The following is a 20,944-nucleotide window of genomic DNA, read 5'->3' on the forward strand; positions in this document are numbered from 1 at the left end:
ACCTCTTTCGTAGTTCCTGATCGAGGAGCTGTGGTCGCCAGGCCCGGCATGGCTTATGCCGGGGTCCTGACATCGATGCCCGGCATCGGCGTCAGGACCGCAGCCCGCATCCTCCTCGAAATCGGCGACGCCTCCACCTTCGCCAGCTCCGCGCACCTCGCGGCCTACGCGGGCATCGCGCCGGTCACCCCGCAGTTCCGGAGCAGAGGGCAAGAAACACAACGCTGCGCTGATCTGCCTGGCCCGCCGACGCTGCGACGTCCTCTACGCCATGCTCCGCAACGGCACCCACTACCGCCACCCCGAACCCGCCAACCAGCCCGCTGCGGCTTGACAACCACAGAGGGACACCCCCAGGAGAGGGTGGGCTCGGCCGCGGCTAGTGACTTTGAAACGACGAAGCCCCCGTCCAGAACTCTGGACGGGGGCTTCGGTCATTCAACGTTCTCAGTCGGTCGACTCGTCCGAGTCGCCGCCGGCCTTGGCCTTCGCTTCCGCGGCCTTGGGCGACCGGCCGTTGCGCGAGCTGGCGCGGCGCGGCTGGCGCGGGGCGGGCGGCGGCGGGGCGATCTGCTGCACGGCCGGTCCGCCGCCGAGCATCAGCTCCGCGAACGTCGCCATCGCTTCGTCCAGCTGGCCGCCGATGCGGCGGACGGATTCGTCGTTGCTGCGGCGCACCAGCGAGTCGACCGCGTCGGTGTCCGGCTGCTTCGACAGCGTGCCCTCGACCTTCGACAGGCCGCTGCGGACCGAGCCGTCCAGGTCGCCGATGCGGCCGGTGACGTCGTCCTCGACCTTGTCGATGCGACTGGACAGGTCGTCGAGGCGCTGGGTGATCGTCTCGAGCTTCGTGCCGACGCTGTCGAGCCGCGCGGCCGGGTCGATCATCTCGCCGGTGTCGGAGACGGCGCTCTTCAGCGCGTCGGTCGCGGTGGCGATCCGCTCCTTCGTCGCGCGGTCCAGTTCGTCCACGCGGGAGCGCAGTTCCTGGTCGGTGGTCTCGATCCGCTCGCGCAGCGACGACTCGGCCATCTCGATCCGGTCGCGGATCGGGCCCTGGGTGGCCTGCGGCAGCGACTCCAGCTTCGTGTCCTGCTTGTCCAGGTGCCCGCCCAGCTCGTCGAGCCTGCGGTGGATGTTCTGCAGCTTGTCCTCGAGCCCGTCCATCCGGCCCGCGACGCCCTCGAACCGCGCCGCCACGCCGTCGAGGCGTCCGTCGAGCTGGGCGAAGGGCTTCGCCAGCTTGTCGACGATGCTCTCCACCGCGTGCGTGAGCGCGGCGATCGCGTTGTCCTGCGACTCCAGCCGCGTCATCGCCTCGTCGAGGCGCTCCGCCAGGACCCCGACCTCGGTGCGGTCCGGCATTTCCGACAGCCGCTTGCGCACCGCGCCGAGGGAGTCCACCGGGGCGAGCCGGGCGTAGATGTCGTCGAGCGCGTCGAAGATCTGCTGCTGCTCGCTCTCACGAACCTCGGCCGCGCGCACCAGCATGTTGCGCATCCGGTCGAACGACGGAGCGGCAATGTGGTTGTCAGTGGTCACTGCGGTGTCCTTCGTCGGCGGGGAAAATGGAAGGGACTGACCCGAGCTTATCGATGAAGAAAATTGCTGTGCGTATGGCCCCCGGGGAACGTGGATAACGGCCGCGCCACCCGGATGGCCGATTCCTTGCGCACAGTGCTGAGCAGAGGGTTGTTCCGGTGCTCTCGGTTACGGCCAGGTAGGGGAATGACAGCGAGGCTACCGTTGGAGCATGTCGGACGTAACCCCGCTCGGCACGGAGATCCTGCGCCGTGCTCCCAAGGTCCTGCTCCACGATCACCTCGACGGCGGCTTGCGCCCCGCGACGGTCGCCGAACTCGCCGACGATCTCGGCTACCGGGAACTCCCGGCGACCGATCCGGACGAACTCGGCCGCTGGTTCCGCGCCGCGGCCGACTCCGGTTCGCTCGTGTCGTACCTCGAAACATTCGCCCATACGTGTGGTGTGATGCAAACGGAGGAAGCGCTGGTCAGGGTTGCCGCCGAAGCGGTCGAAGACCTGGCCGCGGACGGGGTGGTCTACGCCGAGCTGCGGTACGCGCCGGAGTTGTTCGTGGAGCGCGGGCTGTCACTCGATGCAGTGGTTGAGGCGGTCCAGGAAGGCTTCGCCGAAGGGACCCGGCGAGTGGCCGCCGGCGGCGGCCGGATCCGGGTGCGGACCCTGTTGTGCGGGATGCGCCAGCACGCCCGCGCGCTGGAGATCGCCGAACTGGCGGTGCGCTACCGCGACGCCGGGGTGGCCGGATTCGACATCGCCGGACCGGAGGACGGATTCCCGCCCACCCGCAATCTGGACGCATTCGACTATTTGCGCCGGAACAATGCGCATTTCACTATTCATGCCGGCGAAGCGTTCGGGCTTCCGTCGATCGGCGAGGCAATCCAGTACTGCGGTGCGGAACGGCTCGGGCACGGGGTGCGGATCGTCGAGGACATCACCACCGAAGCCGACGGAAATGTCCATCTTGGACGGTTGGCCAGCTACGTCCGGGACCGGCGCATCCCGCTGGAAATCTGCCCCTCGTCGAATGTGCAGACCGGAACCGTGCCGTCGCTGGCCGAGCACCCCATCGGACTGCTCGCCCGGCTGCGCTTCCGGGTCACCGTCAACACCGACAACCGGCTGATGAGCGGGTGCACGATGACCAGTGAATTCGCCGCGCTGGCCGAGACGTTCGGCTTCGGCCTCGACGACTTCCGCTGGTTCACCATCAACGCGATGAAATCCGCGTTCCTCGATTTCGACGAGCGGCTCGAGTTGATCGAGAAGGTCGTCAAACCCGGGTACGCGGCACTCGGCTGAGCCCCGGCGGTGCGGACGCGGCCGCCTCCGAAAGGCGGTTGCGTTCGTTAGCCATGCCAACTATTGTTCACTATGTAAGACGTAATTCTCGCATAGTGAGACGGTGGGCGGAATGGCGCAGGTGGAGACCGGGGAGCAGGTGCGGCAAAAAGGCGGCTCGCGACGGTGGCTGATCCTCGCGCTCGGCCTCGCCGCGCAGACCGCCAGCTGTTCCTTTCTTTACGGGCTCCCGTTCCTCGTGCCCGCGATGCGCGAGGCCGACCAGCTGACGCTGGCGCAGGCGGGCACGGTGGTCGCGGCGCCGAGCTTCGGCCTGTTGCTCACGCTCATCGCCTGGGGCGCTGCCGCGGACCGGTACGGCGAGCGCCTCATCATGGCGCTCGGCCTGGGTCTATCGGGGCTACTCCTCGTGTACGCCGCCCTGTGGCACCACCCGGTCGGCCTTCTCTTTGGAGTGTTTCTCGTCGCCGGTGCGTGCACGGCTTCGGTGAACGCGGCGAGCGGCCGGGTCGTGATGGGCTGGTTCGCCAAATCCGAGCGCGGCGTCGCGATGGGGATCCGGCAGACCGCGCAGCCGCTGGGCGTCGGAGTGGCCGCGCTCGGGCTGCCGCCGCTGGCCGCGGCGTGGGGGTTCCAGGCGGCGATGCTGCTGCCCGCCGCGCTGGCGATCTTGGTGGCGCTGTTGGTGGCGGCGTTCGTGGTGGACCCGCCGCGGCCGCCGCTCGCGGCGAAGGGGGAGCGGCCGCCGTCGCCGTATCGCAAGCCGTGGCTGTGGCGAGTGCACGGCGCGAGCGCGCTGTTGGTGGTGCCGCAGTTCGCGGTCTCCGCGTTCGCACCGGTGTATCTGGTTTCGCAGCATCAGTGGACCGCTGCCCAGGCCGGGGTGTTCGTCGCGGTGGCTCAGGTGCTCGGCGCGCTCGGACGGCTGGCGTCGGGCTATTGGTCGGACCGGGTCGGCAGCCGGTTGCGGCCGATGCGCCAGCTCGCCGTCGCCAGTGTGGTGGTGATGCTGCTGGTCGCGGTCGGGGACGCGACAGGGCTGTGGCTGGTGCTGGCCGCGCTGGTGCTGGCGGCGGTGATCACGGTGGCGGACAACGGTCTTGGCTTCACCGCTTCGGCCGAGCTGGCTGGGGTCGCGTGGTCGGGGCGGGCGATGGGGACGCAGAACACCGCGCAGAACATCGCCGCCTCGCTGACGCCGCCGTTGCTAGGGCTGGTAATCGGAGACAGCCGGTACGCGCTGGCGTATTGCGTGGCTGCGGTTTTCCCTTTGCTGGCAATAGGTCTGGTGCCGGTCCGCGCTGAGTCCGAAAAGGACTAGGCGCGCAGTCCGTCGAGAAAGAAGGCCAGGTGCCGTTGCCACGTCTCCGGCGGTTCTCGGATCAGTTGCGACATCGCGGAGACCAGCGGGGCGAGATCCTCGGGCTCGAAATCCGTGCGCAACTGACCGGATTCCTTTGCCCGGTCCAAAACCCGCGCCGCGTGTACGAACCCGGCGCGGCACGCCTCCAGCACGGCCGGGCTCAACGGCATCCGCCGGGCGAGGGCGTCGTTCAGGCCGTGATCCTTGGCCTGCAACGCGAACAGCCCGTCGAGGAACCCGGTGAAGCCCTGCCACGGGTCCGGCTCCGCTAGCGCCTTCGCTGCCAACTCGTCCAACGCGGCGATTTGCGCGGGCAGGATCGCGTCGATAAAAGCGTCCCGGGTCGGGAAGTGCGCGTACAGCGTGCCGATGCTGACCCCGGCGTTGCGGGCGATCTGTTCCAGCGGTGTGTCGAGGCCGTGTTCGCCGAACGCGCGCGTCGCGGCGGCCAGCAGCTTGCCGCGATTGCGGGCGGCGTCCGCGCGCAACGGCTTCGATCCGGTGGCCATGGGTCCCATCGTACAAAGTCGAGGACACCCTCGGGTTTTGTGGTAGCTTGGCGAACGAAGTCGAGGTCACCCTCGACTTAACTCTGGGGAAGGACGCCACAGCCATGACCACTCGCCCGACCGCTGTCGTTCTCGGAGCCGGACCCGGCCTCGGAATGTCGATGGCACACCGGTTCGCCGACGAGGGATACCAGGTCGCGCTCGTTTCGCGTACCGCTGAGCGGCACCCGGCCTACCTGGCTGAACTCGAAAACGCGGAAGCGTTCGTCGGCGACGTGCGCAACGGAATCGGGGCGACGCTCGACGAAATCGCCGAACGGTTCGGCGCCATCGACATCGCCTACTACGGCCCGGCCGCGATCGAGCCGGACAGCATGCCCACGGACATCGCCGACGCGACCGCGGACGCCGTCAAGAAGGCGATGAGCTGGGTGTATCCGGCGGTCGAGGTGGTCGGCAAGCTGCTGCCGGGAATGCTGGAGCGCGGCCGCGGCGGATTCCTGTTCGCCGGCGGGCTCAGCGCGGTGCGGCCGATGCCCGCGCTCGGCGCGCTCGCGGTGTCGTCAGCGGCGCTGCGGAACTATGCGCGGACCCTGCACGAGGGGCTGGCCGGAACCGGCGTGTACGCGGGCAGCCTCATCATCGGCGGCCTGATCGAGCGCGGCGACATTCACCGGATGGTCGTTGCACAGCGGGAAAAATACGGCGACGCCGACGGTCACACCCTGAATCCGGATGCGATCGCCGGCGTCGCCTGGAAGATGTTCTCCGCCGGTGACCCGGCCGAGAGCGTGTTCGACGCTCTCTAGCAGGTTCAGACCACCGTGAGGCGGTTCTCGAAGTCCTCCACCAGCTTGCGCCAGGCGCTCTGCTCGGCGTCGAACGGAGCGCTCGGCTCGAGCCGGCTCGGGTCCGGCCGCAGCACGAACGACACCAGCCAGCCGAGGCTTTCGTTGGCCGCCAGCGCGGTTTCGACGGTGTCGTCGCCCGCCCATTCGGCGGCGTCGGTGATCAGCTCGACGGCCAGCTCAAGCTGGGTCGGGTCGATCGACTCCGGGCCCTCGGCGATGTCCTCGTCGAGACCGGGGAACACGTAGGTGTTGTCGGTGTCGACCTCGACCTCCAGCTCGCCCGCCGCCGCCTTCTCCCGCACCTCGTCCCAAGTGGACACCCCGGCGAGATCGGTGTCGGCCAGCTCGTCGCCCGCCTTGATCGCGTTGAGCAGCGCCTTCGGCGAGCTGAACACGTCGATCTCGCCCTCGTTGCCGAGGAACACCGGCTTGTCGTCGAGGTAGCAGCGCAGCGTGTAGTACTCCGCGCCGGAGGTGACGATCTTGATCGGGTCGATGCCGACCTCGCCCCAGAACCCGACCGGCTCGTCCTCGGCGTCCTCGTCCTCGGCGTCGACCGCTTCGAGGTCTTCCGGACCGCCGTCCTCTTCACCGGCCTCCGCCTCGGCGGACTCCTCGTGGAAGGCGGCCAGCTCCTCGGCGGTCTGCTCCAGCACCGCGGCGTCGACGTCCGGCACGGTCACCAGGTTGTCGATCGCGTCGAGCACGGTGTCCCACTTCTCGGAGACGGCCTTCGACAGGTCGTTCCACAGCGCTTCGCCCTCGCGCCCGGTGAACGGCAGCCGGCCCTGCTCCAGCAGCGAGAAGCCTTCGTAGGCGTCGAGCACCTCGTGCACCTCGTCCAGCTCGCACACGTCGGCGAGCGAACGCACGATGCCGACGATCTCGGCCAGTTCGCCGATCGTCCACGAGTCCGGCTCCTCGGCGACCAGCTCGGGCACGCCGACGAGGTCGTAGGAGTGGTCGTCGTCGGGGATCAGCTCGGGCACGTTCAGCGCGGGCACCGCGTCCCACGCCGGGTGGTCGAGCAGGTCGTGCTGCTCGGCCGTGCGCACGAAGGCGGCCAGGTGCGCGGCGTCCGGGAAGGCGTACAGGTCGTCCTCGTCGCCGAGGAACGCTTCCCACTCCTCGCCGTCCTCCCGCCATCGCGGGGCCCAGAGGGTGACCACGTCGCCCTGCGGCAGCCCGAGCTCGATCGGGATGATGTCCTGTGCCATTGCCGAATCCTCCGCGAGTACCGCCCGTGTGCGCGCCCGCCTGTCCGTTCCCCTCCGGCAGCGCGCGGTACCGGAAGCCTACGGGTTAGGGCAAGCACCCGCGATCTCCCCTGCACCTGCGGCCGGGGACGGGATGGCACGATGGTCGCCACGATGACTCTCACCGACCTCCTGCCAGCGGATCCCGACGCAGACGCCCTGTTCGAAGCCTTCACGACGTGGACGGGACAGCGGGGCATCGAGCTGTACCCGGCGCAGGAGGAGGCGGTGATCGAGGTCGTCTCCGGGGCCAACGTCATCCTGTCGACGCCGACCGGTTCCGGCAAAAGCCTCGTGGCGGTCGGCGCCCACTTCACCGCGCTCGCCCACGGCAAACGCAGTTTTTACACCGCGCCGATCAAGGCACTGGTCTCGGAGAAGTTCTTCCAGCTCATCGAGATCTTCGGGGCCGATCAGGTCGGCATGATGACCGGCGATTCGAGCGTCAACGCCGACGCCCCGATCATCTGCTGCACCGCGGAAATCTTGGCGAACATCGCGTTGCGCGACGGCGCCGGCGCCCCGGTCGGCCAGGTCGTCGCGGACGAGTTCCACTTCTATTCGGAACCGGACCGCGGCTGGGCGTGGCAGGTCCCGCTCATCGAACTGCCGAACGCGCAGTTCGTGCTCATGTCGGCCACGCTCGGCGACGTTTCGTTCTTCGAAAAGGACCTGACCCGGCGGACCGGACGGCCGACCGCGGTGGTCACTTCGGCGCAGCGCCCGGTGCCGCTCACCTTCCGGTACGCGCTCACGCCGCTGCACGAGACGATGTCCGAGCTGCTGCACGGCGGCCAGGCGCCGGTGTATGTCGTGCATTTCTCGCAGGCCGCGGCCATCGAGCGGGCGCAGACGTTGATGAGCATCAACGTCACCACCAAGGCGGAGAAGGAAGCGATCGCCGATCTGCTCGGCGACTTCCGGTTCTCCGCCGGGTTCGGCAAGACGCTCTCGCGGCTCGTGCGGCACGGCATCGGCGTGCACCACGCGGGCATGCTGCCGAAGTACCGCCGGCTGGTCGAAACGCTCGCGCAGTCCGGGCTGTTGAAGGTGATCTGCGGGACGGACACGCTCGGCGTCGGCATCAACGTGCCGATCCGGACGGTGGTGTTCTCGGCGCTCACGAAGTACGACGGCGTACGGCAGCGGCATTTGAAGGCGCGCGAGTTCCACCAGATCGCCGGACGAGCGGGCCGGGCCGGGTACGACACCGACGGTTACGTGGTCGTGCAGGCCCCGGATCACGTGGTGGAGAACGCGAAGGCGCTGGAGAAGGCGGGCGACGACCCGAAGAAGAAAAAGAAGATCGTCCGGAAGAAAGCGCCGGAGGGCTTCGTCAACTGGACCGAGAGCACGTTCGACCGGCTGATCGCGGCCGATCCGGAGCCGCTGACGTCCAGCTTCCAGGTCAGCCACTCGATGCTGCTGAACGTGATTTCGCGGCCGGGCAACGCTTTCGACGCGATGCGGCATCTGCTGGAGGACAACCACTCGGACCGGCCGACGCAGCGGAAGCTGATCCTGCGGGCGATCGAGATCTACCGTTCGCTGCTCGCCGCCGGGGTCGTGGAGCGGTTGCCCGAACCGGACGCCGAGGGCCGCATCGTTCGCCTGACGGTGGACCTGCAGTTCGATTTCGCGTTGAACCAGCCGCTTTCGCCCTTCGCTCTGGCGGCGATCGAACTGCTGGACATCGAGTCGCCGTCGTACGCGCTGGATGTGGTGTCCATTGTGGAATCCACTGTGGACAATCCGAGGCCGGTGCTGTCACAGCAGCAGTTCAAGGCCCGCGGCGAGGCTGTGCAGGCGATGAAGGCCGACGGCATCGAGTACGACGAACGGATGGAGCTGCTCGAATCCGTCACGTACCCGAAACCGCTGGAGGAGCTGCTCAACGCGGCCTACCAGTCGTATCGCGCCGGGCATCCGTGGGTGGCGGATTACGAGCTGTCGCCGAAGTCGGTGGTGCGCGATATGTACGAGCGCGCGATGAACTTCGTGGAGTACGTGGGCTTCTATCAGCTCGCGCGGTCTGAGGGTTTGGTGCTGCGCTATCTCGCCGACACCTATGACGCGCTGCGGCACACCGTGCCGGACGAGGCGAAGACCGAATCGTTGCAGGACCTCATCGAATGGCTCGGCGAATTGGTGCGCCAGGTTGACTCGAGCCTGCTGGACGAATGGGAAGCGCTGCGGCACCCGGACGAGGAAGGCCCGGTGTCGCACCGGCCGCCGCCCGAGCCGCCCGCGGTCACGCGCAACGAGCGGGCGTTCCGGGTGCTGGTGCGCAACGAATTGTTCCGCCGGGTGGAGCTGGCTTCGCGCCGGGCCTACGACGAACTGGGCGCGCTGGACGCCGCGTCCGGCTGGGACGCGGACGCGTGGGAAGACGCGATCGAGGACTACTTCGACGAGCACGATTCGCTCGGGATCGGCCCGGACGCGCGCGGTCCGGCTTTGCTGCTGATCGAGCAGGAGCCGGACCTGTGGCGGGTCCGGCAGATCTTCGACGACCCGGCGGGCGACCATGACTGGGGGATCAGCGCGGAGGTGGATCTGCGCGCCTCGGACGAGGTGGGCAGCGCGGTGGTCCGGGTCGTGGACGTCAACCAGCTCTGAGGGTTTTCGGCCGCCGGGCGAGCAGCACGACGAGCATGATCAGCGACAGCGCGGGCATCGGGTAGCCGAGCGCGATCCCGGCGGCGGTGTCCGCGATCGGCGCGGCCAGCCCGGCAGCGAAGACCCAGACTGGCGCGACCGGCGGTTTGGCGGCGGCGGACCACGGGGTTCGCGACCACGGTTTGGCCACCGAAATCCAGACCTGGAACGCCAAACCGCTCGCCATCAGCGCGGTGCCCGCGGCTTGCTGCCAGGCCGGGGCACCGGTCGCCGCGGCCTCGGTGAGCGCGGGCGAAAGCAGGAAGATCCCGGCGTACAGCTGGACGAGTGTCAGGCCGAATTTGACCAGCACCCACCAATGCCGGAAGAAACCCCAGGCGGTCGCCCCGGCGAGAAGCAGGCCGGTGAACGCGGCGGTGTTCGCCATGGGGGCGAGCAGCACGGTGTCGAGGTGCTTGGCCATGGTCATCGCCGGGCCCGGCTGTTCTCCGGAGAGCGCGACCAATGTCAGTACGAGGAGCGCGAGGGCTTGGCTCATCCACGCGACGGAGGAGATTACGTGGAGCCACACCAGTGTCTGCCGCCAGCGCGGGGAAACCCTAGTCACCGGGCCAGTTTCCCGGCGGGTTCGGGTGGTGGGCATCCGGTGAAATCACCCAATTCGACCCTGAGGTTCGCGGGTGGTCAGCGCTTCCGGCGGGCGCTCGTGACTCGAGCCTCGATGTCTTGGACCAGCCGGTGCGGGAGATCGAACACCGCGTCCGCGCCTGCTGCGCGTGCCGCGTCGGCGGCGCTGGAGTTGGCGTCGCCGGTATAGACCAGAATTGGAATGCGATTGCCTTCGGTTCGGAGCTCTTGGATGAACCGGACGCCGGCCTCGGGATCGCCGTAGCGTTCGAGGTCGGTCACGACCGCGGCGAAGTCCATCCCACGGAGGTAGATGCGCGCGGCCGTGCTCGAGGTCGCCACGGTGACGAGCTTGCCCAGGCGTTGCAGCGCCAGGGTTTCGTAGACGTTGTTGTCCGGCCTGTCGTCGATCCACAGCACCCGGGCCAGCGCGCTTGTCGCTCCCGGCTCGGTAAGGGTGCCTCGGGAATCTTGCGGGTCTTTGTTCTTCCCGGCTTTTCGTACATCTTCTTCGGCCTGCGCCGTATTTTGCGGGGACAGGGACAGGTCCATGGTGAAGAGGTCCGACAAGGAGACCTTGAGAGTGCTCGGCCGGGCACCTTTCTGCCCCCGCCACAGCAACACCAAGACGCCGGCCACGAGGAGCACGCCGAGGATCAGGATGACGGTGTTCGTGTCCACTTCTGGCTACTCCGGATTGTTCGGGTTCGGCTGGGCGAGGGATAATCCCAGGTCGAGCGGTATGCGGTCGAGAGCATCGAGCGGGCCGGCGTCGGCGAACATGTCTGCCGTCATCGAAGGACCGAATCGTCGCGCGGACAAGGCGGTCAGACCGGCGATGTCGAGATCGGCTACGTCTACCGGGGCCGAGGCATTCTTCCACAGATGTTCGTTGGACCGGGCGAGCGCCATCGTTTCGCCGTAGACCCGGCACATTGACTGGAGAAGCCCGGCGACGGCGAACGCATCCTCCTGCTGGCCGCTGAGAAGATGGCTGGCGATTGACCAGTACTTGGTGATCGGGGTGCCCAAACTGCCGACGGGGATGACGCCGGAGCGGTGGGGAGAGCGGCGCACCGCGACCTGGGCGAATTCTCGGCCGCCTGGTGCTTCGAGACTGCTTGCGGTGACGATCAGATAGGCCTGTTGCTGAGGGTGCGCCCGAATTCCAGAATCGCCGGAGCCGGTCGCGTGCGGACGCTCGCCGGTCAGTTCGGCGAACAGCGCGTACATCAGGCCATTGATTCGATCTGGATCCTGCTTGTCGAGGGTTCCGGTCATCGCTTTCAGGTAGTACCCGAACGGCTGGCCGAGCTCTTGGAAGAGAGTACCGGCTCGGCGCAGCCGAGATAACGCGTTCACCGGGCTCAGGAGCAGCCGCCATTGAGCGGCCTCTCGCAATGCGCTAGCCGCGTTGGCTCGAAGCGCGAACCGGACCTCGCTCAGGCGCTCGTGTTCGGCGGGCTCGGAGCGGCGCTCGATTTCCCGCAATTCGGTGAGGGCGGTTTCCGCGCAGGCTTCGTGAAAGCTGGCTGCACGCTGCACCTGTTCGGGGGAGAGCCCAAGTGCTCGCAGTTGTTCTCCGGTCATTCAGATCAACTCCCGGACATTGCTCAGCGCCTCGGGCTCGGTGAATCGCGGGTTCGGATGGACCCATGACTGTTGGAATGTCTCCGTCGAGTGGTTCAGTTCCCACTTCTCGCACGACTTTATCTGATTGTCTGGAACGAGGACCTTGGCGGTCACCTCGCCTTCGGTTTGATACGCGGAGTAGCGCCGGTAGGCGTTGAGATCACGTACCTCCTCGGCGACCCCTTCGACTTCCACCGCCGGCCTCGGGGCGAGCAGCACCCAGCAGGTGTACAGGTAGGCGAAATCGTAGTCGCCGTGCCTGGTGCCGAACCACAAGGCGGTGTCTCGTGCCCGCCGCAGATGGTTAGTGGCGGCGAAGACATCTCGTTCCACGGTGCCGGATGTCAGCGAGATGAAGGGACTGTCTTCGCTGAACGGAGCCTCGGTGATCGGGTCAACTTCGTCAAAGTGATTGATGTGCCGATCAAGCGCTGCGGCCGTCAGCTTGTCCCTGATTTGATTCGCGCCGATGGTGCCCACTTTCCGCCACCAGTTGCAGGTGAGACCGCCGTGGCTGTCGATCAGCTCTCTGGCCTCCTCATCACTCTCCAGGTGCAGTCCCTTCACGCACCACTGGACAATCATGTTTGACGGTCCCCTTCGTCGTGCTTCTCGGCCAGGATCAGGAGTGCAGGCTTGGCGGTTGCCAACGGGTGTAGCGCAGCATCGACCGGGCCATCACCGTCGTCGGCATCGCCCGGAGCGCCAGATTCCGCACCGCGATGCCGACCGGATTTGTCAGCTGCTGACCCATCCGGCCGGTTTGCCGGGCGGCTCGGGCGATGGCTTGGCTGCGCGGGCGGCGTTCAGCGTCGTACCGGGTGAGCGCGGTGTCGACGTCCGTTGAGGACAGTGCGTGCGCCAGCGTCACGGCGTCTTCCAACGCTTGACAGGCACCCTGGCCGAGGTTCGGTTGCATCGCATGTGCAGCGTCACCGAGGAAAGCAATCCGACCGGACACATAGGACGGAAGTGGCGTCACCAGCTCGTGCACATCATGGTGCAGCACAGCTTTCGGGTCAGTCGCGTCGAGCAACGCGGCAATCGGTTCGTGCCATGAGCCGAAGCAGCGGCGCATTTCGGCTATCGGGTCGGGGTAGCGAGTGTCCGCCGGGATGGACAGCACTGCGTGCCATTCGGCGCGGCCGTCCGCTAAGCCGATGTGGCCGAACTCGATTCCTCGGCCCCAAGTCAGGTTGAAGTCCGAAGAGGACAGTTCGAATGGCTCGGCGGTGATGGCGCGGATGACGGAAGATCCACTGTAGACCGGGCCTGGGTGCGCGGGGAAGAAGTGCTTGCGCAAGCGGCTGTTCACGCCATCGGCGGCGATGACTATGTCCGCCTCGTAAAAGCCCGACGGCGTGACTACGGTGCTGCCCTCGACGGCGGTGACTTCTTCCCGCACCACCGGCGAGGGCAGCAACGAACGCAACAGCCGATGCAATTCATACCGCGCGATGCCGACGATCGGCGTACCGGCGACGCGTTCGAGTTCGGCTCCGTCCATGCGCGCCAGCCAGGTGCCGCGCGGGCTTCGGGTGCTCACTGTGCGCTGGAAGCGGCTGGCGGCGCGGAGTGCGTCGCCAGCTCCCAACGCGTCGAGGGCGCGAACACCGTTGGCGGCCAGGGAAATGCCGGAACCGGCGTCGTCCAGTTCTCCGGGCAGGCGCTCGAAGACCGTGACCTGCCAGCCGGCTCGCGACAATCCGATCGCCGCCGCCAGGCCGCCGATTCCCCCGCCGACGACTATCGCTGTTCCGGGCACCAGGCCAGGATAGGGCGATTCAGGCGCTCATGAGCATGGAACGCGCATCCAGGCCGTCGAACCACAGGCCGATCGCCAAGCCCGCGGCGGCTTCCAGCAGTGCGGCGCGGTCCAGGCCGCCGGCGGGCAGGGGAGTGCAGCCCAGGTCCCGGACCAGCTCCGTTGCCACCGCGACCGCGTCCGGGGTCCCGCACAGCGGAACACCGAGCGGGCGGCCTTCGAACAACGGCGGGGTCATCCGCCAGACGTCCACGTGGGCGAGGTTGAACGCCTTCACCACCGAGGCTCCGGGGGCGTATTCGGCGATCCGGGCGGCCACGGGTTCGCCGGTCGCACCAGGGGTGTTGGTGCAGTCGATGAGGACTTTTCCGGTCAGGTCGAGCGGGGTGAGCAGGGCTTCGAGCGCGGTGGTGGGGACGGCTAGCAGGATGGCGTCCGCTCGTGCCGCGGCGTCGGCCCAGTCCACAGCCTCAGCGCCGAGTTCGGCGGCCAGTGCGGCCGCGCGCGAGGAAGAACGGCCGGAAACGGTCAGGTCGTGCCGGGTCCACTGGCTGCCGAGGGCGGACGCCATTCCGCCGGTGCCGAAGAGGGCGATGCGCATGGGAAGGTCTCCTGTCGTCGCGTGGTTGTACGGAAGCGACGTTATGGACCGTGGCAGGAACCGAAAGGTAACTATGGAGTTCATTGCCGACTGCCGCACCCGGCTCGCGTTCGATCTGGTGGCGAACACCTGGCATCCGGTCGTGCTGTGGACGTTGAAGAACGGCCCGCTGCGGCACGGCGAAATGCGCACGCGCATCGGCGGGATCAGCGCGAAGGTGCTCACCGAGGCGGTGCGCAAGCTGGAACGCGACGGGCTCGTCGAGCGCGCCGCGGGGGCGTATCAGCTCACCGACCTGGGGGTGAGTTTCTTAGGGCCGATCGAGGGATTCGGGCGCTGGGCGGAGGAGTACGGAGACCGGGTGGTGGAGGCGCAGAGCCGCGCCTAGCACTCACGACGGTTCCGGCAACGGCCTCGCCCGCGCCAGTTCCAGCAGCGGTACGGCCGCCGCGGCGTCGGTGACCAGCGTCGACACCAGCCCGGACCGCAGGACGGCGTCCACCGCCTCGGCTTTCGGCCGGCTGTACCCGATCGCGATCACCTCCGGGACGGCCATCAGCTCCTCGTGGCTGATCGCCAGCACGTGGTGCGCCAGTCCGGTGCCGAGCGAATTCCCGTCCGCGTCGAACAGCCGCGCGGCGACCTCGGCGGTCGCGCCCCTGGCGGCGATGGCGGCACGTTCGGCCTCGTCCAGCGCGTCGTACACGGTCGACTCCCCGGCCTCCCACGAACCGATGCTCACCACGGCCTTGGTGAGTTTCCCGAACTGCGCGAACGTTTCCGCGATGCCCGGCTGGTGCCGCAGGATCTCGGTGGTCCGCCGGTCGGGCAGCACGAGCGGGCCGAAAATCGGGTAGGAATCGCCGCCGGACACCGACGTCACGCGGCTGACCGTCTCCACCGAACGGCCGCGCATGTCCATCCCCGCCTGCACGCCGCACAACTGCACGATCGGGCAGCGCGGCAGGGTCCGGATCGCCTCGGTCATCGCGTTGACCGACCGCGCCCAGGACAGCCCGATCACGTCGTCCGGGGTCGCGATCTCCTCCAGCAGCCGGGCGGCCAGCGCGCCGACCTGCTTGCGGACGATCTCCCTCGGCTCCTTCTCGGCCGCTCGTTCGAGCACGAGCACGCGGTCCAGCCGGTAGGCGCGGCGGAGGTCGTCGGACAGTTCGACGTCGATCGGCGCGGGCAGGTCGAACTCGATCCGCACCAGCCCGCTCTCGAGTGCCGTGTCCAGCATCCGCGCCACCTTGAACCGGCTCATGCCGAACTCGTCGGCGATCTCCAGCTTCGAGGCGCCCTGCACGTAGAACCGCCTGGCCATGGTCGCCAGCAGCAGAGTCTCGGTTAGCGGTAGTGGCCCCTTTTTCCTGCTCACATGAGCAGGATAGCGCAAAAATGAGCTTTGCCGGTTGACGGATCCGCAGGCAGCGGCCTCTAATGCCTACGCATGTTACCTACGGCATAAGTCAAAATCGCTCAAACGAGCATCTTGGAAGGTGATGACGCATGCGCGCCGCGATCGTGGACCGGCCCGGGGAGATCCGGGTCGGCGAGGTTCCCGATCCGAAGCCCGGGGAGCGCCAGGTCGTCGTGAAGGTGGGTGCCTGCGGGATCTGCGGCACGGACCTGCACATCGCCGACGGGCATTTCCCGCCGACCCCGTATCCCATCGTTCCCGGGCACGAGTTCTCCGGGGAGATCGTCGAACTCGGCGCGGACGTGCCCGCCGAGTGGAAGGTCGGCGACCGGGTCGCGGTCGACCCGTCGATCTACTGCGGATACTGCACCCCGTGCCGTTCCGGGCACGGCAACCTCTGCGCGAACTGGAACGCCACCGGCGACACGGTCAACGGCGCCTTCGCCGAGTACGTCGCGGTGCCGGCCGACACCTGCTACAAGATGCCCGACTCGATGACCTGGGAGCAGGGCGCGCTGGTCGAACCCGTTTCCTGCGCGGTGCACGGCGTGCGCCGGATCGGCGTGGAGGCGGGCGAACGCTTCCTCGTGGTCGGGGCGGGCACGATGGGCCTGATCATGCAGCAGCTCCTGCTCCGCGCGGGTGCGCACGTGACGATGGTCGACCGCAACGCCGCGCGGCTGCCTCGCGCGACCGATCTCGGCGCGGCCGCGGTGGCTTCCGATGTGTCCGAATTGGACGATGAACGCTTCGACGCCGCCGTGGACTGCACTGGCGCGGCACCTGCCATCGAAGCCGCTTTCAACGCACTGCACCGCGGCGGCCGGTTGCTCGTATTCGGTGTCGCCCCGGCCGAGGCGCGCGTCGCGCTTTCGCCGTTCCGCATCTACAACGACGAAATCACCATCGTCGGTTCGATGGCGGTGCTGAACAGCTACGGCAACGCGCTCGACCTCGTCGCGAACGGCTACATCGACACCGAAGCGCTGATCACCGACACCCTTCCGCTGGAGCAGTACCCCGAGGCGCTGGCGAAGATGCGCAGCGGGTCCGGTCTCAAGATCCAGGTGCTGCCCGGAGGTGGCGGCCGTGCGTAAACTCCTGTGCCTCCTTGCCGCGACAGCGTTGTTAGTGACGGGATGCGCCGGAGCCGGGGCGCTCGGCACCGGCGGGCGGACACTGGTCGTCGCGATCGTGTCCAATCCGCAGATGAAGGACGCCATCTCGCTCAAGGGCGAGTTCGAGCAGGCCAACCCCGGGATCAAGCTGAAATTCGTCTCCCTGCCGGAGAACGAGGCCAGGGCGAAGATCACCGCGTCCACCGCCACCCAGGGCGGCGAGTTCGACGTGGTGATGATCAGCAATTACGAAGCCCCGCAATGGGCGGCCAACGGCTGGCTGGAAAACCTTGAACCGCACATGAAGGCGACGCCGGGATACGACGAGGCGGACTTCATCCCGAGCATCCGGCAGTCGTTGTCGTATCAGAACCAGATGTACGCGGTGCCGTTCTACGGCGAATCGTCCTTTGTAGTCTATCGCAAGGACTTGTTCCAGAAGGCCGGGCTGAACATGCCCGCGCATCCGACGTGGCAGCAGATCGCCGACTTCGCCGCGAAGCTCGACGACAAGCAGGCTGGCATCTCCGGGATTTGCTTGCGCGGCAAGCCGGGCTGGGGCGAGAGCCTCGCGCCGTTCACTACGATGGCGAACACTTTTGGCGGGCAATGGTTCGACAAGGACTGGAACGCGAAGCTGACCAGTCCGGAGTTCACCCAGGCGGCGAACTTCTACGTGAACCTGCTGCGCGACCACGGCGAGGTCGGCGCGTCCAGTGCCGGGTTCACCGAATGCGGCACGAAATACGCGCAGGGCAACGCCGCGATGTGGTACGACGCCACGTCGATGACCGGAACCACGGAAGACCCGAAGAGCAGCCACGTCGGCGGCAAGAACGGTTACGTCGCCGCGCCGGTGGAGAAGACGCAGGCGAGCGGCTGGCTCTACACCTGGGCGCTGGGCATCCCGAAGGTCGGCAAGAACAAGGACGACGCCTGGAAGTTCATGGCGTGGATGACCAACAAGGAGTACGCGAAGAAGGTCGGCGAGACCTACGGCTGGAACCGGGTGCCGCCGGGCACGCGCAAGTCGACCTATGAGATCCCGCAGTACAAGGAAGCCGCGAAGGCCTACGCCCAGCCGACGCTGGACGGTATCGCGGCGGCCAACCAGCAGAAGACGATGGTGAACCCGGTGCCGTATCCGGGCATCCAGTTCGTCGGGATCCCGGAGTTCCAGGACCTCGGCACCCGGGTGAGCCAGCAGCTGTCCGCCGCGATCGCCGGTCAGACCTCCGTCGCGGACGCGCTCGCGCAATCGCAGAAATACGCGGAATCCGTCGGAAAGTCCTACCAGGAGGTGCAGCGATGAGCACCCTCTCCGTCCCCGCCGGAACCGCGCCGGCGACCGCGCGGCCCGCCGCGAAGAAAGTGACCGGTTCGACGGGGAGGCGGCGGCTTCCGCTGCTTCCCGCGCTGATCTTCGTGATCGCGGTGACGCAGATTCCCTTCCTGCTCACCGTTTTCTACTCGTTCCAGTCGTGGAACCTGGTCCGCCCGGGATCTAGGCATTTCGTCGGTTTCCGCAACTACGTCGACGTCTTCACCGACACGACGTTCCTCGGCGCGCTGCTGAACACCGTGGTGCTCACCGTGGTCTGCGTGTTCCTTTCGCTGCTGCTCGGACTCGGGCTCGCGGTGCTGCTCGACCGGAAGTTCTTCGGCCGCGGATTCGTCCGTACGCTGCTGATCACTCCGTTCCTGATCCTCCCGGCGGCGGGTGCGCTGCTGTGGAAGACGACGGTGTTCGACCCGTCCTTTGGATTGCTGCACTTCGTGTTCGGCACCGACACCGACTGGCTTTCGCAATTCCCGATGGCCGCGGTGATGGCGCAGATCGTCTGGCAGTGGACGCCGTTCATGACGCTGCTGATCCTCGCCGGGCTGCAGAGCCAGTCGAAGGAGGTGCTGGAGGCGGCGTCGGTGGACGGCGCGAGCCGCTGGCGCACCTTCGTGTCGATCACGCTGCCTCACCTGTCGCGGTTCCTGCAGCTGGCCACGCTGCTCGGCGCGATCTACATCGTGAACAGCTTCGACGCGATTTTCCTGATGACGCAAGGCGGTCCGGGTACGGCCAGCACGAACCTGCCGTTCTACATCTACCAGCGCGCGTTCGAGGGCTTCGACATCGGGCAGTCGTCCGCGATGGGAGTCGTCGTGGTCATCCTGACGATGATCGTCGCGACGTTCGCGCTGAGGCTGATGTTCCGCGCGTTCTCCGTGGACGGAGGAGTCAAGTGAGCACCGCAACCGCCACCGCTTCGCCCGCTGCCACCGGCACCGCGCCGCCTCCGCCGCGCAAGACCAAACGCCGCTACGGCCCGGGCACTTTGACCGTAGCGACCTGGGTCATCGCGATCCTCTTCGTTTTCCCGTTGCTGTGGATGATTCTCACCGCGTTCAAACAGGAAAACGACGCCTACACCGATCCGCCCAAGCTGTTCTTCACCCCGACGTTCGACCAGATCTCCGGCGTTCTCAACAGCGGTTTCCTGCCGTACCTGGGAAACTCGGCGTTCGTCACGGTGATTTCGACGCTGCTCGTGCTGCTTCTGGGCATCCCGGCCGCCTACGCGCTGTCGCTGGCCCCGGTCAAGGGCACGAAGAACGCCTTGGGTTTCTTCCTGTCGACCAAGATGCTGCCGATCGTGGCGGCGATCATCCCGCTGTACGTCATCTCGCAGAACACCAATCTGCTGGACACCGTGTGGGCGCTGATCATCCTGTACACCGCGATGAACCTGCCGCTGGCGATCTGGATGATGCGGTCGTTCTTCCTGGAAGTCCCCGGCGAAATGATCGAGGCCGCGCGGATCGACGGGGCCAATCTGCCGACGCTGCTGCGCAAGATCATCATGCCGGTGGTCGCGCCCGGAATCGCCGCGACCGCGCTGATCTGCGTGATCTTCTCCTGGACGGAGTTCTTCTACGCGGTCAACCTCACCGCCGCCCGGGCCGGCACGGTGCCGGTGTTCCTGGTCGGCTTCATCACCAGCGAGGGCCTGTACTGGGCCCAGCTGTCCGCCGCCGCGCTGCTGGCCTCGCTGCCGGTGATGATCGTCGGCTGGATCGCGCAGAACCACCTGGTGCGCGGGCTGTCCATGGGCGCTGTGAAGTAAGGGAGCACGCAGATGTCCGCTGAAGTGATCTACGACAAGGCGTCGCGCGTCTATCCCGGCAACCCGGGCGTCCGCGCGGTCGACCAGTTGAGTCTCGAAGTGCCGGACGGCGAATTTCTCGTGCTGGTCGGTCCGTCCGGCTCGGGCAAGTCCACCGCGCTGCGGATGCTCGCCGGGCTGGAGGACGTCAACGAGGGCGCCATCCGGATCGGCGACCGCGACGTGACGGACCTGCCGCCGAAGGACCGCGACATCGCGATGGTGTTCCAGTCCTACGCGCTGTACCCGCACATGACGGTCGCCGACAACATGGGTTTCGCGTTGAAACTGCGCGGTTTCTCGGCGGCCGACATCAAGAAGCGGGTCGACGAGGCCGCCACGATGCTCGATCTGTCGCGGTTCCTCGACCGCAAGCCGAAGGCGTTGTCCGGCGGGCAGCGGCAGCGGGTCGCGATGGGCCGGGCGATCGTGCGCGAGCCGAGCGTGTTCCTGATGGACGAGCCGCTGTCCAATCTGGACGCGAAATTGCGCGTGGAAACCCGAGCCAACATCGCGAAACTCCAGCAACGCCTTGGCACGACGACGATCTACGTGACGCACGACCAGGTCGAGGCCATGACGATGGGCGACCGGGTGGCCGTGCTGAAGGACGGCGTGCTGCAGCAATGCGCTTCGCCGCGGTCGCTGTACGAGAAGCCGGCGAACTCGTTCGTGGCCGGGTTCATCGGGTCGCCCGCGATGAATCTGGCGACGCTGCCGCTGTCCGGCGGCGGAGTTCAGCTGGGCGATCTGGTGGTGCCGCTGCCCGCCGAGGTGAGGACCGCGGCGGCTGGGCTGTCGGAGATCGTCTTCGGGGTCCGTCCAGAGTCGCTGCGCCTGGTCGGCGAGGCGGACGACGGCTTCGAGCTGGTGGTGGAACTGGTCGAGGAACTGGGTGCGGACGCGTACCTGCACGGCAAGGTCGGCGACGACCGGTTCGTGGTCCGGGTGGACGGACGCACGCCGCCGCGGATCGGCGACAACGTCCGGGTCGCGTTGCGCGGCGAGGGCGAGACGCACGCGTTCGATCCGAAGACGACGCTGCGGTTGGGCTGAGCGGCTCGTGAGTGTTGGGGCCGGGTATTAAACGGGCGTAAACTAAACAACCCCCCCCCCCACGAGCGGGGGGGGGGGGTCCCCCACGCGGGCGGTGCCATACGCCCCGGGTCGGGCGAAG

At 67.4% G+C, this 20,944-nt stretch carries 20 protein-coding genes and 1 pseudogene; 11 read left to right on the forward strand and 10 right to left on the reverse strand.

What is annotated here, in order from left to right; all coding sequences use genetic code 11:
- Nucleotides 1–63: 63 nt before the first annotated feature.
- Nucleotides 64–334, forward strand: a pseudogene (locus tag ACWGIC_RS07030) (transposase); the annotation flags it as partial.
- A 113-nt stretch (nucleotides 335–447) separates the two neighbouring features.
- On the opposite strand, the gene ACWGIC_RS07035 reads toward ACWGIC_RS07030, so the two are convergent.
- On the reverse strand, nucleotides 448–1,542 hold the full coding sequence (locus tag ACWGIC_RS07035) for a PA containing protein (protein WP_452074965.1): 1,095 nt from the start codon (nucleotides 1,540–1,542) through the stop codon (nucleotides 448–450).
- Between the two features lie 211 nt (nucleotides 1,543–1,753).
- On the opposite strand from ACWGIC_RS07035, the gene ACWGIC_RS07040 reads away from it, so the two are divergent.
- Nucleotides 1,754–2,845 carry an adenosine deaminase gene (locus tag ACWGIC_RS07040; RefSeq protein ID WP_452074966.1) on the forward strand — a complete coding sequence of 364 codons (1,092 nt, stop codon included), beginning with the start codon at nucleotides 1,754–1,756 and terminating at the stop codon, nucleotides 2,843–2,845.
- Nucleotides 2,846–2,957: 112 nt separating this feature from the next.
- Entirely contained in the window at nucleotides 2,958–4,166 is a 1,209-nt protein-coding gene (locus tag ACWGIC_RS07045; protein ID WP_452074967.1) for an MFS transporter, read from the forward strand.
- Here the strand turns inward: ACWGIC_RS07045 and ACWGIC_RS07050 are convergent.
- Nucleotides 4,163–4,717, reverse strand: coding sequence for a TetR/AcrR family transcriptional regulator (locus ACWGIC_RS07050; RefSeq protein WP_452074968.1), 555 nt, complete (start codon nucleotides 4,715–4,717; stop codon nucleotides 4,163–4,165). The two genes, ACWGIC_RS07045 and ACWGIC_RS07050, sit on opposite strands and share 4 nt — an antisense overlap.
- A 104-nt stretch (nucleotides 4,718–4,821) precedes the next feature.
- Here ACWGIC_RS07050 and ACWGIC_RS07055 point away from each other — a divergent pair, with 104 nt between their 5' ends.
- The gene (locus tag ACWGIC_RS07055; RefSeq protein WP_452074969.1) at nucleotides 4,822–5,526 is read left to right on the forward strand and encodes an SDR family NAD(P)-dependent oxidoreductase; all 705 of its coding nucleotides are present in this window, start codon (nucleotides 4,822–4,824) and stop codon (nucleotides 5,524–5,526) included.
- A 5-nt stretch (nucleotides 5,527–5,531) separates the two neighbouring features.
- Here ACWGIC_RS07055 and ACWGIC_RS07060 read toward each other — a convergent pair whose 3' ends face one another.
- A complete protein-coding gene (locus ACWGIC_RS07060; RefSeq protein ID WP_452074970.1) occupies nucleotides 5,532–6,785 on the reverse strand; it encodes a primosomal protein in 1,254 nt (417 codons plus the stop codon).
- Between the two features lie 153 nt (nucleotides 6,786–6,938).
- Here ACWGIC_RS07060 and ACWGIC_RS07065 point away from each other — a divergent pair, with 153 nt between their 5' ends.
- Nucleotides 6,939–9,443, forward strand: coding sequence for a DEAD/DEAH box helicase (locus ACWGIC_RS07065; protein ID WP_452074971.1), 2,505 nt, complete (start codon nucleotides 6,939–6,941; stop codon nucleotides 9,441–9,443).
- Here the strand turns inward: ACWGIC_RS07065 and ACWGIC_RS07070 are convergent.
- From ACWGIC_RS07070 to ACWGIC_RS07095, 6 genes are all read right to left on the reverse strand, one after another.
- Nucleotides 9,430–10,050, reverse strand: a complete 621-nt coding sequence (locus ACWGIC_RS07070) for a hypothetical protein (RefSeq protein ID WP_452074972.1) — start codon at nucleotides 10,048–10,050, stop codon at nucleotides 9,430–9,432. The genes ACWGIC_RS07065 and ACWGIC_RS07070 overlap by 14 nt on opposite strands.
- Before the next feature lie 77 nt (nucleotides 10,051–10,127).
- A complete protein-coding gene (locus ACWGIC_RS07075; protein WP_452074973.1) occupies nucleotides 10,128–10,751 on the reverse strand; it encodes a response regulator in 624 nt (207 codons plus the stop codon).
- Between the two features lie 6 nt (nucleotides 10,752–10,757).
- Nucleotides 10,758–11,660, reverse strand: a complete 903-nt coding sequence (locus ACWGIC_RS07080; RefSeq protein ID WP_452074974.1) for a hypothetical protein — start codon at nucleotides 11,658–11,660, stop codon at nucleotides 10,758–10,760.
- Nucleotides 11,661–12,287: a hypothetical protein gene (locus tag ACWGIC_RS07085; protein WP_452074975.1), complete on the reverse strand. Its 627-nt coding sequence runs from the start codon at nucleotides 12,285–12,287 to the stop codon at nucleotides 11,661–11,663.
- A gap of 37 nt (nucleotides 12,288–12,324) precedes the next feature.
- Entirely contained in the window at nucleotides 12,325–13,467 is a 1,143-nt protein-coding gene (locus ACWGIC_RS07090; RefSeq protein WP_452074976.1) for an FAD-dependent monooxygenase, read from the reverse strand.
- A gap of 19 nt (nucleotides 13,468–13,486) precedes the next feature.
- Nucleotides 13,487–14,068, reverse strand: a complete 582-nt coding sequence (locus tag ACWGIC_RS07095) for an NADPH-dependent F420 reductase (protein ID WP_452074977.1) — start codon at nucleotides 14,066–14,068, stop codon at nucleotides 13,487–13,489.
- Nucleotides 14,069–14,141: 73 nt separating this feature from the next.
- Here ACWGIC_RS07095 and ACWGIC_RS07100 point away from each other — a divergent pair, with 73 nt between their 5' ends.
- Entirely contained in the window at nucleotides 14,142–14,456 is a 315-nt protein-coding gene (locus ACWGIC_RS07100; protein ID WP_452074978.1) for a winged helix-turn-helix transcriptional regulator, read from the forward strand.
- 3 nt (nucleotides 14,457–14,459) lie between these two features.
- On the opposite strand, the gene ACWGIC_RS07105 is transcribed toward ACWGIC_RS07100, so the two are convergent.
- Nucleotides 14,460–15,395 (reverse strand): sugar-binding transcriptional regulator, encoded by a 936-nt coding sequence (locus tag ACWGIC_RS07105; RefSeq protein WP_452074993.1) that lies wholly within the window; start codon nucleotides 15,393–15,395, stop codon nucleotides 14,460–14,462.
- A 185-nt stretch (nucleotides 15,396–15,580) separates the two neighbouring features.
- Between ACWGIC_RS07105 and ACWGIC_RS07110 the strand changes: the two genes are divergently transcribed.
- From ACWGIC_RS07110 to ACWGIC_RS07130, 5 genes are all read left to right on the forward strand, one after another.
- On the forward strand, nucleotides 15,581–16,588 hold the full coding sequence (locus ACWGIC_RS07110) for a zinc-dependent alcohol dehydrogenase family protein (RefSeq protein WP_452074979.1): 1,008 nt from the start codon (nucleotides 15,581–15,583) through the stop codon (nucleotides 16,586–16,588).
- Nucleotides 16,581–17,921 (forward strand): ABC transporter substrate-binding protein, encoded by a 1,341-nt coding sequence (locus ACWGIC_RS07115; RefSeq protein ID WP_452074980.1) that lies wholly within the window; start codon nucleotides 16,581–16,583, stop codon nucleotides 17,919–17,921. The genes ACWGIC_RS07110 and ACWGIC_RS07115 overlap by 8 nt, the downstream gene beginning before the upstream one ends.
- Nucleotides 17,918–18,850 carry a carbohydrate ABC transporter permease gene (locus tag ACWGIC_RS07120; protein ID WP_452074981.1) on the forward strand — a complete coding sequence of 311 codons (933 nt, stop codon included), beginning with the start codon at nucleotides 17,918–17,920 and terminating at the stop codon, nucleotides 18,848–18,850. Before ACWGIC_RS07115 ends, ACWGIC_RS07120 begins: the two co-directional genes overlap by 4 nt.
- Before the next feature lie 89 nt (nucleotides 18,851–18,939).
- Nucleotides 18,940–19,728 (forward strand): carbohydrate ABC transporter permease, encoded by a 789-nt coding sequence (locus ACWGIC_RS07125; protein ID WP_452074994.1) that lies wholly within the window; start codon nucleotides 18,940–18,942, stop codon nucleotides 19,726–19,728.
- A gap of 12 nt (nucleotides 19,729–19,740) precedes the next feature.
- Nucleotides 19,741–20,823 (forward strand): ABC transporter ATP-binding protein, encoded by a 1,083-nt coding sequence (locus tag ACWGIC_RS07130; protein ID WP_452074982.1) that lies wholly within the window; start codon nucleotides 19,741–19,743, stop codon nucleotides 20,821–20,823.
- Nucleotides 20,824–20,944 lie beyond the last annotated feature (121 nt).

This window comes from Amycolatopsis sp. NPDC054798, from assembly GCF_053611505.1.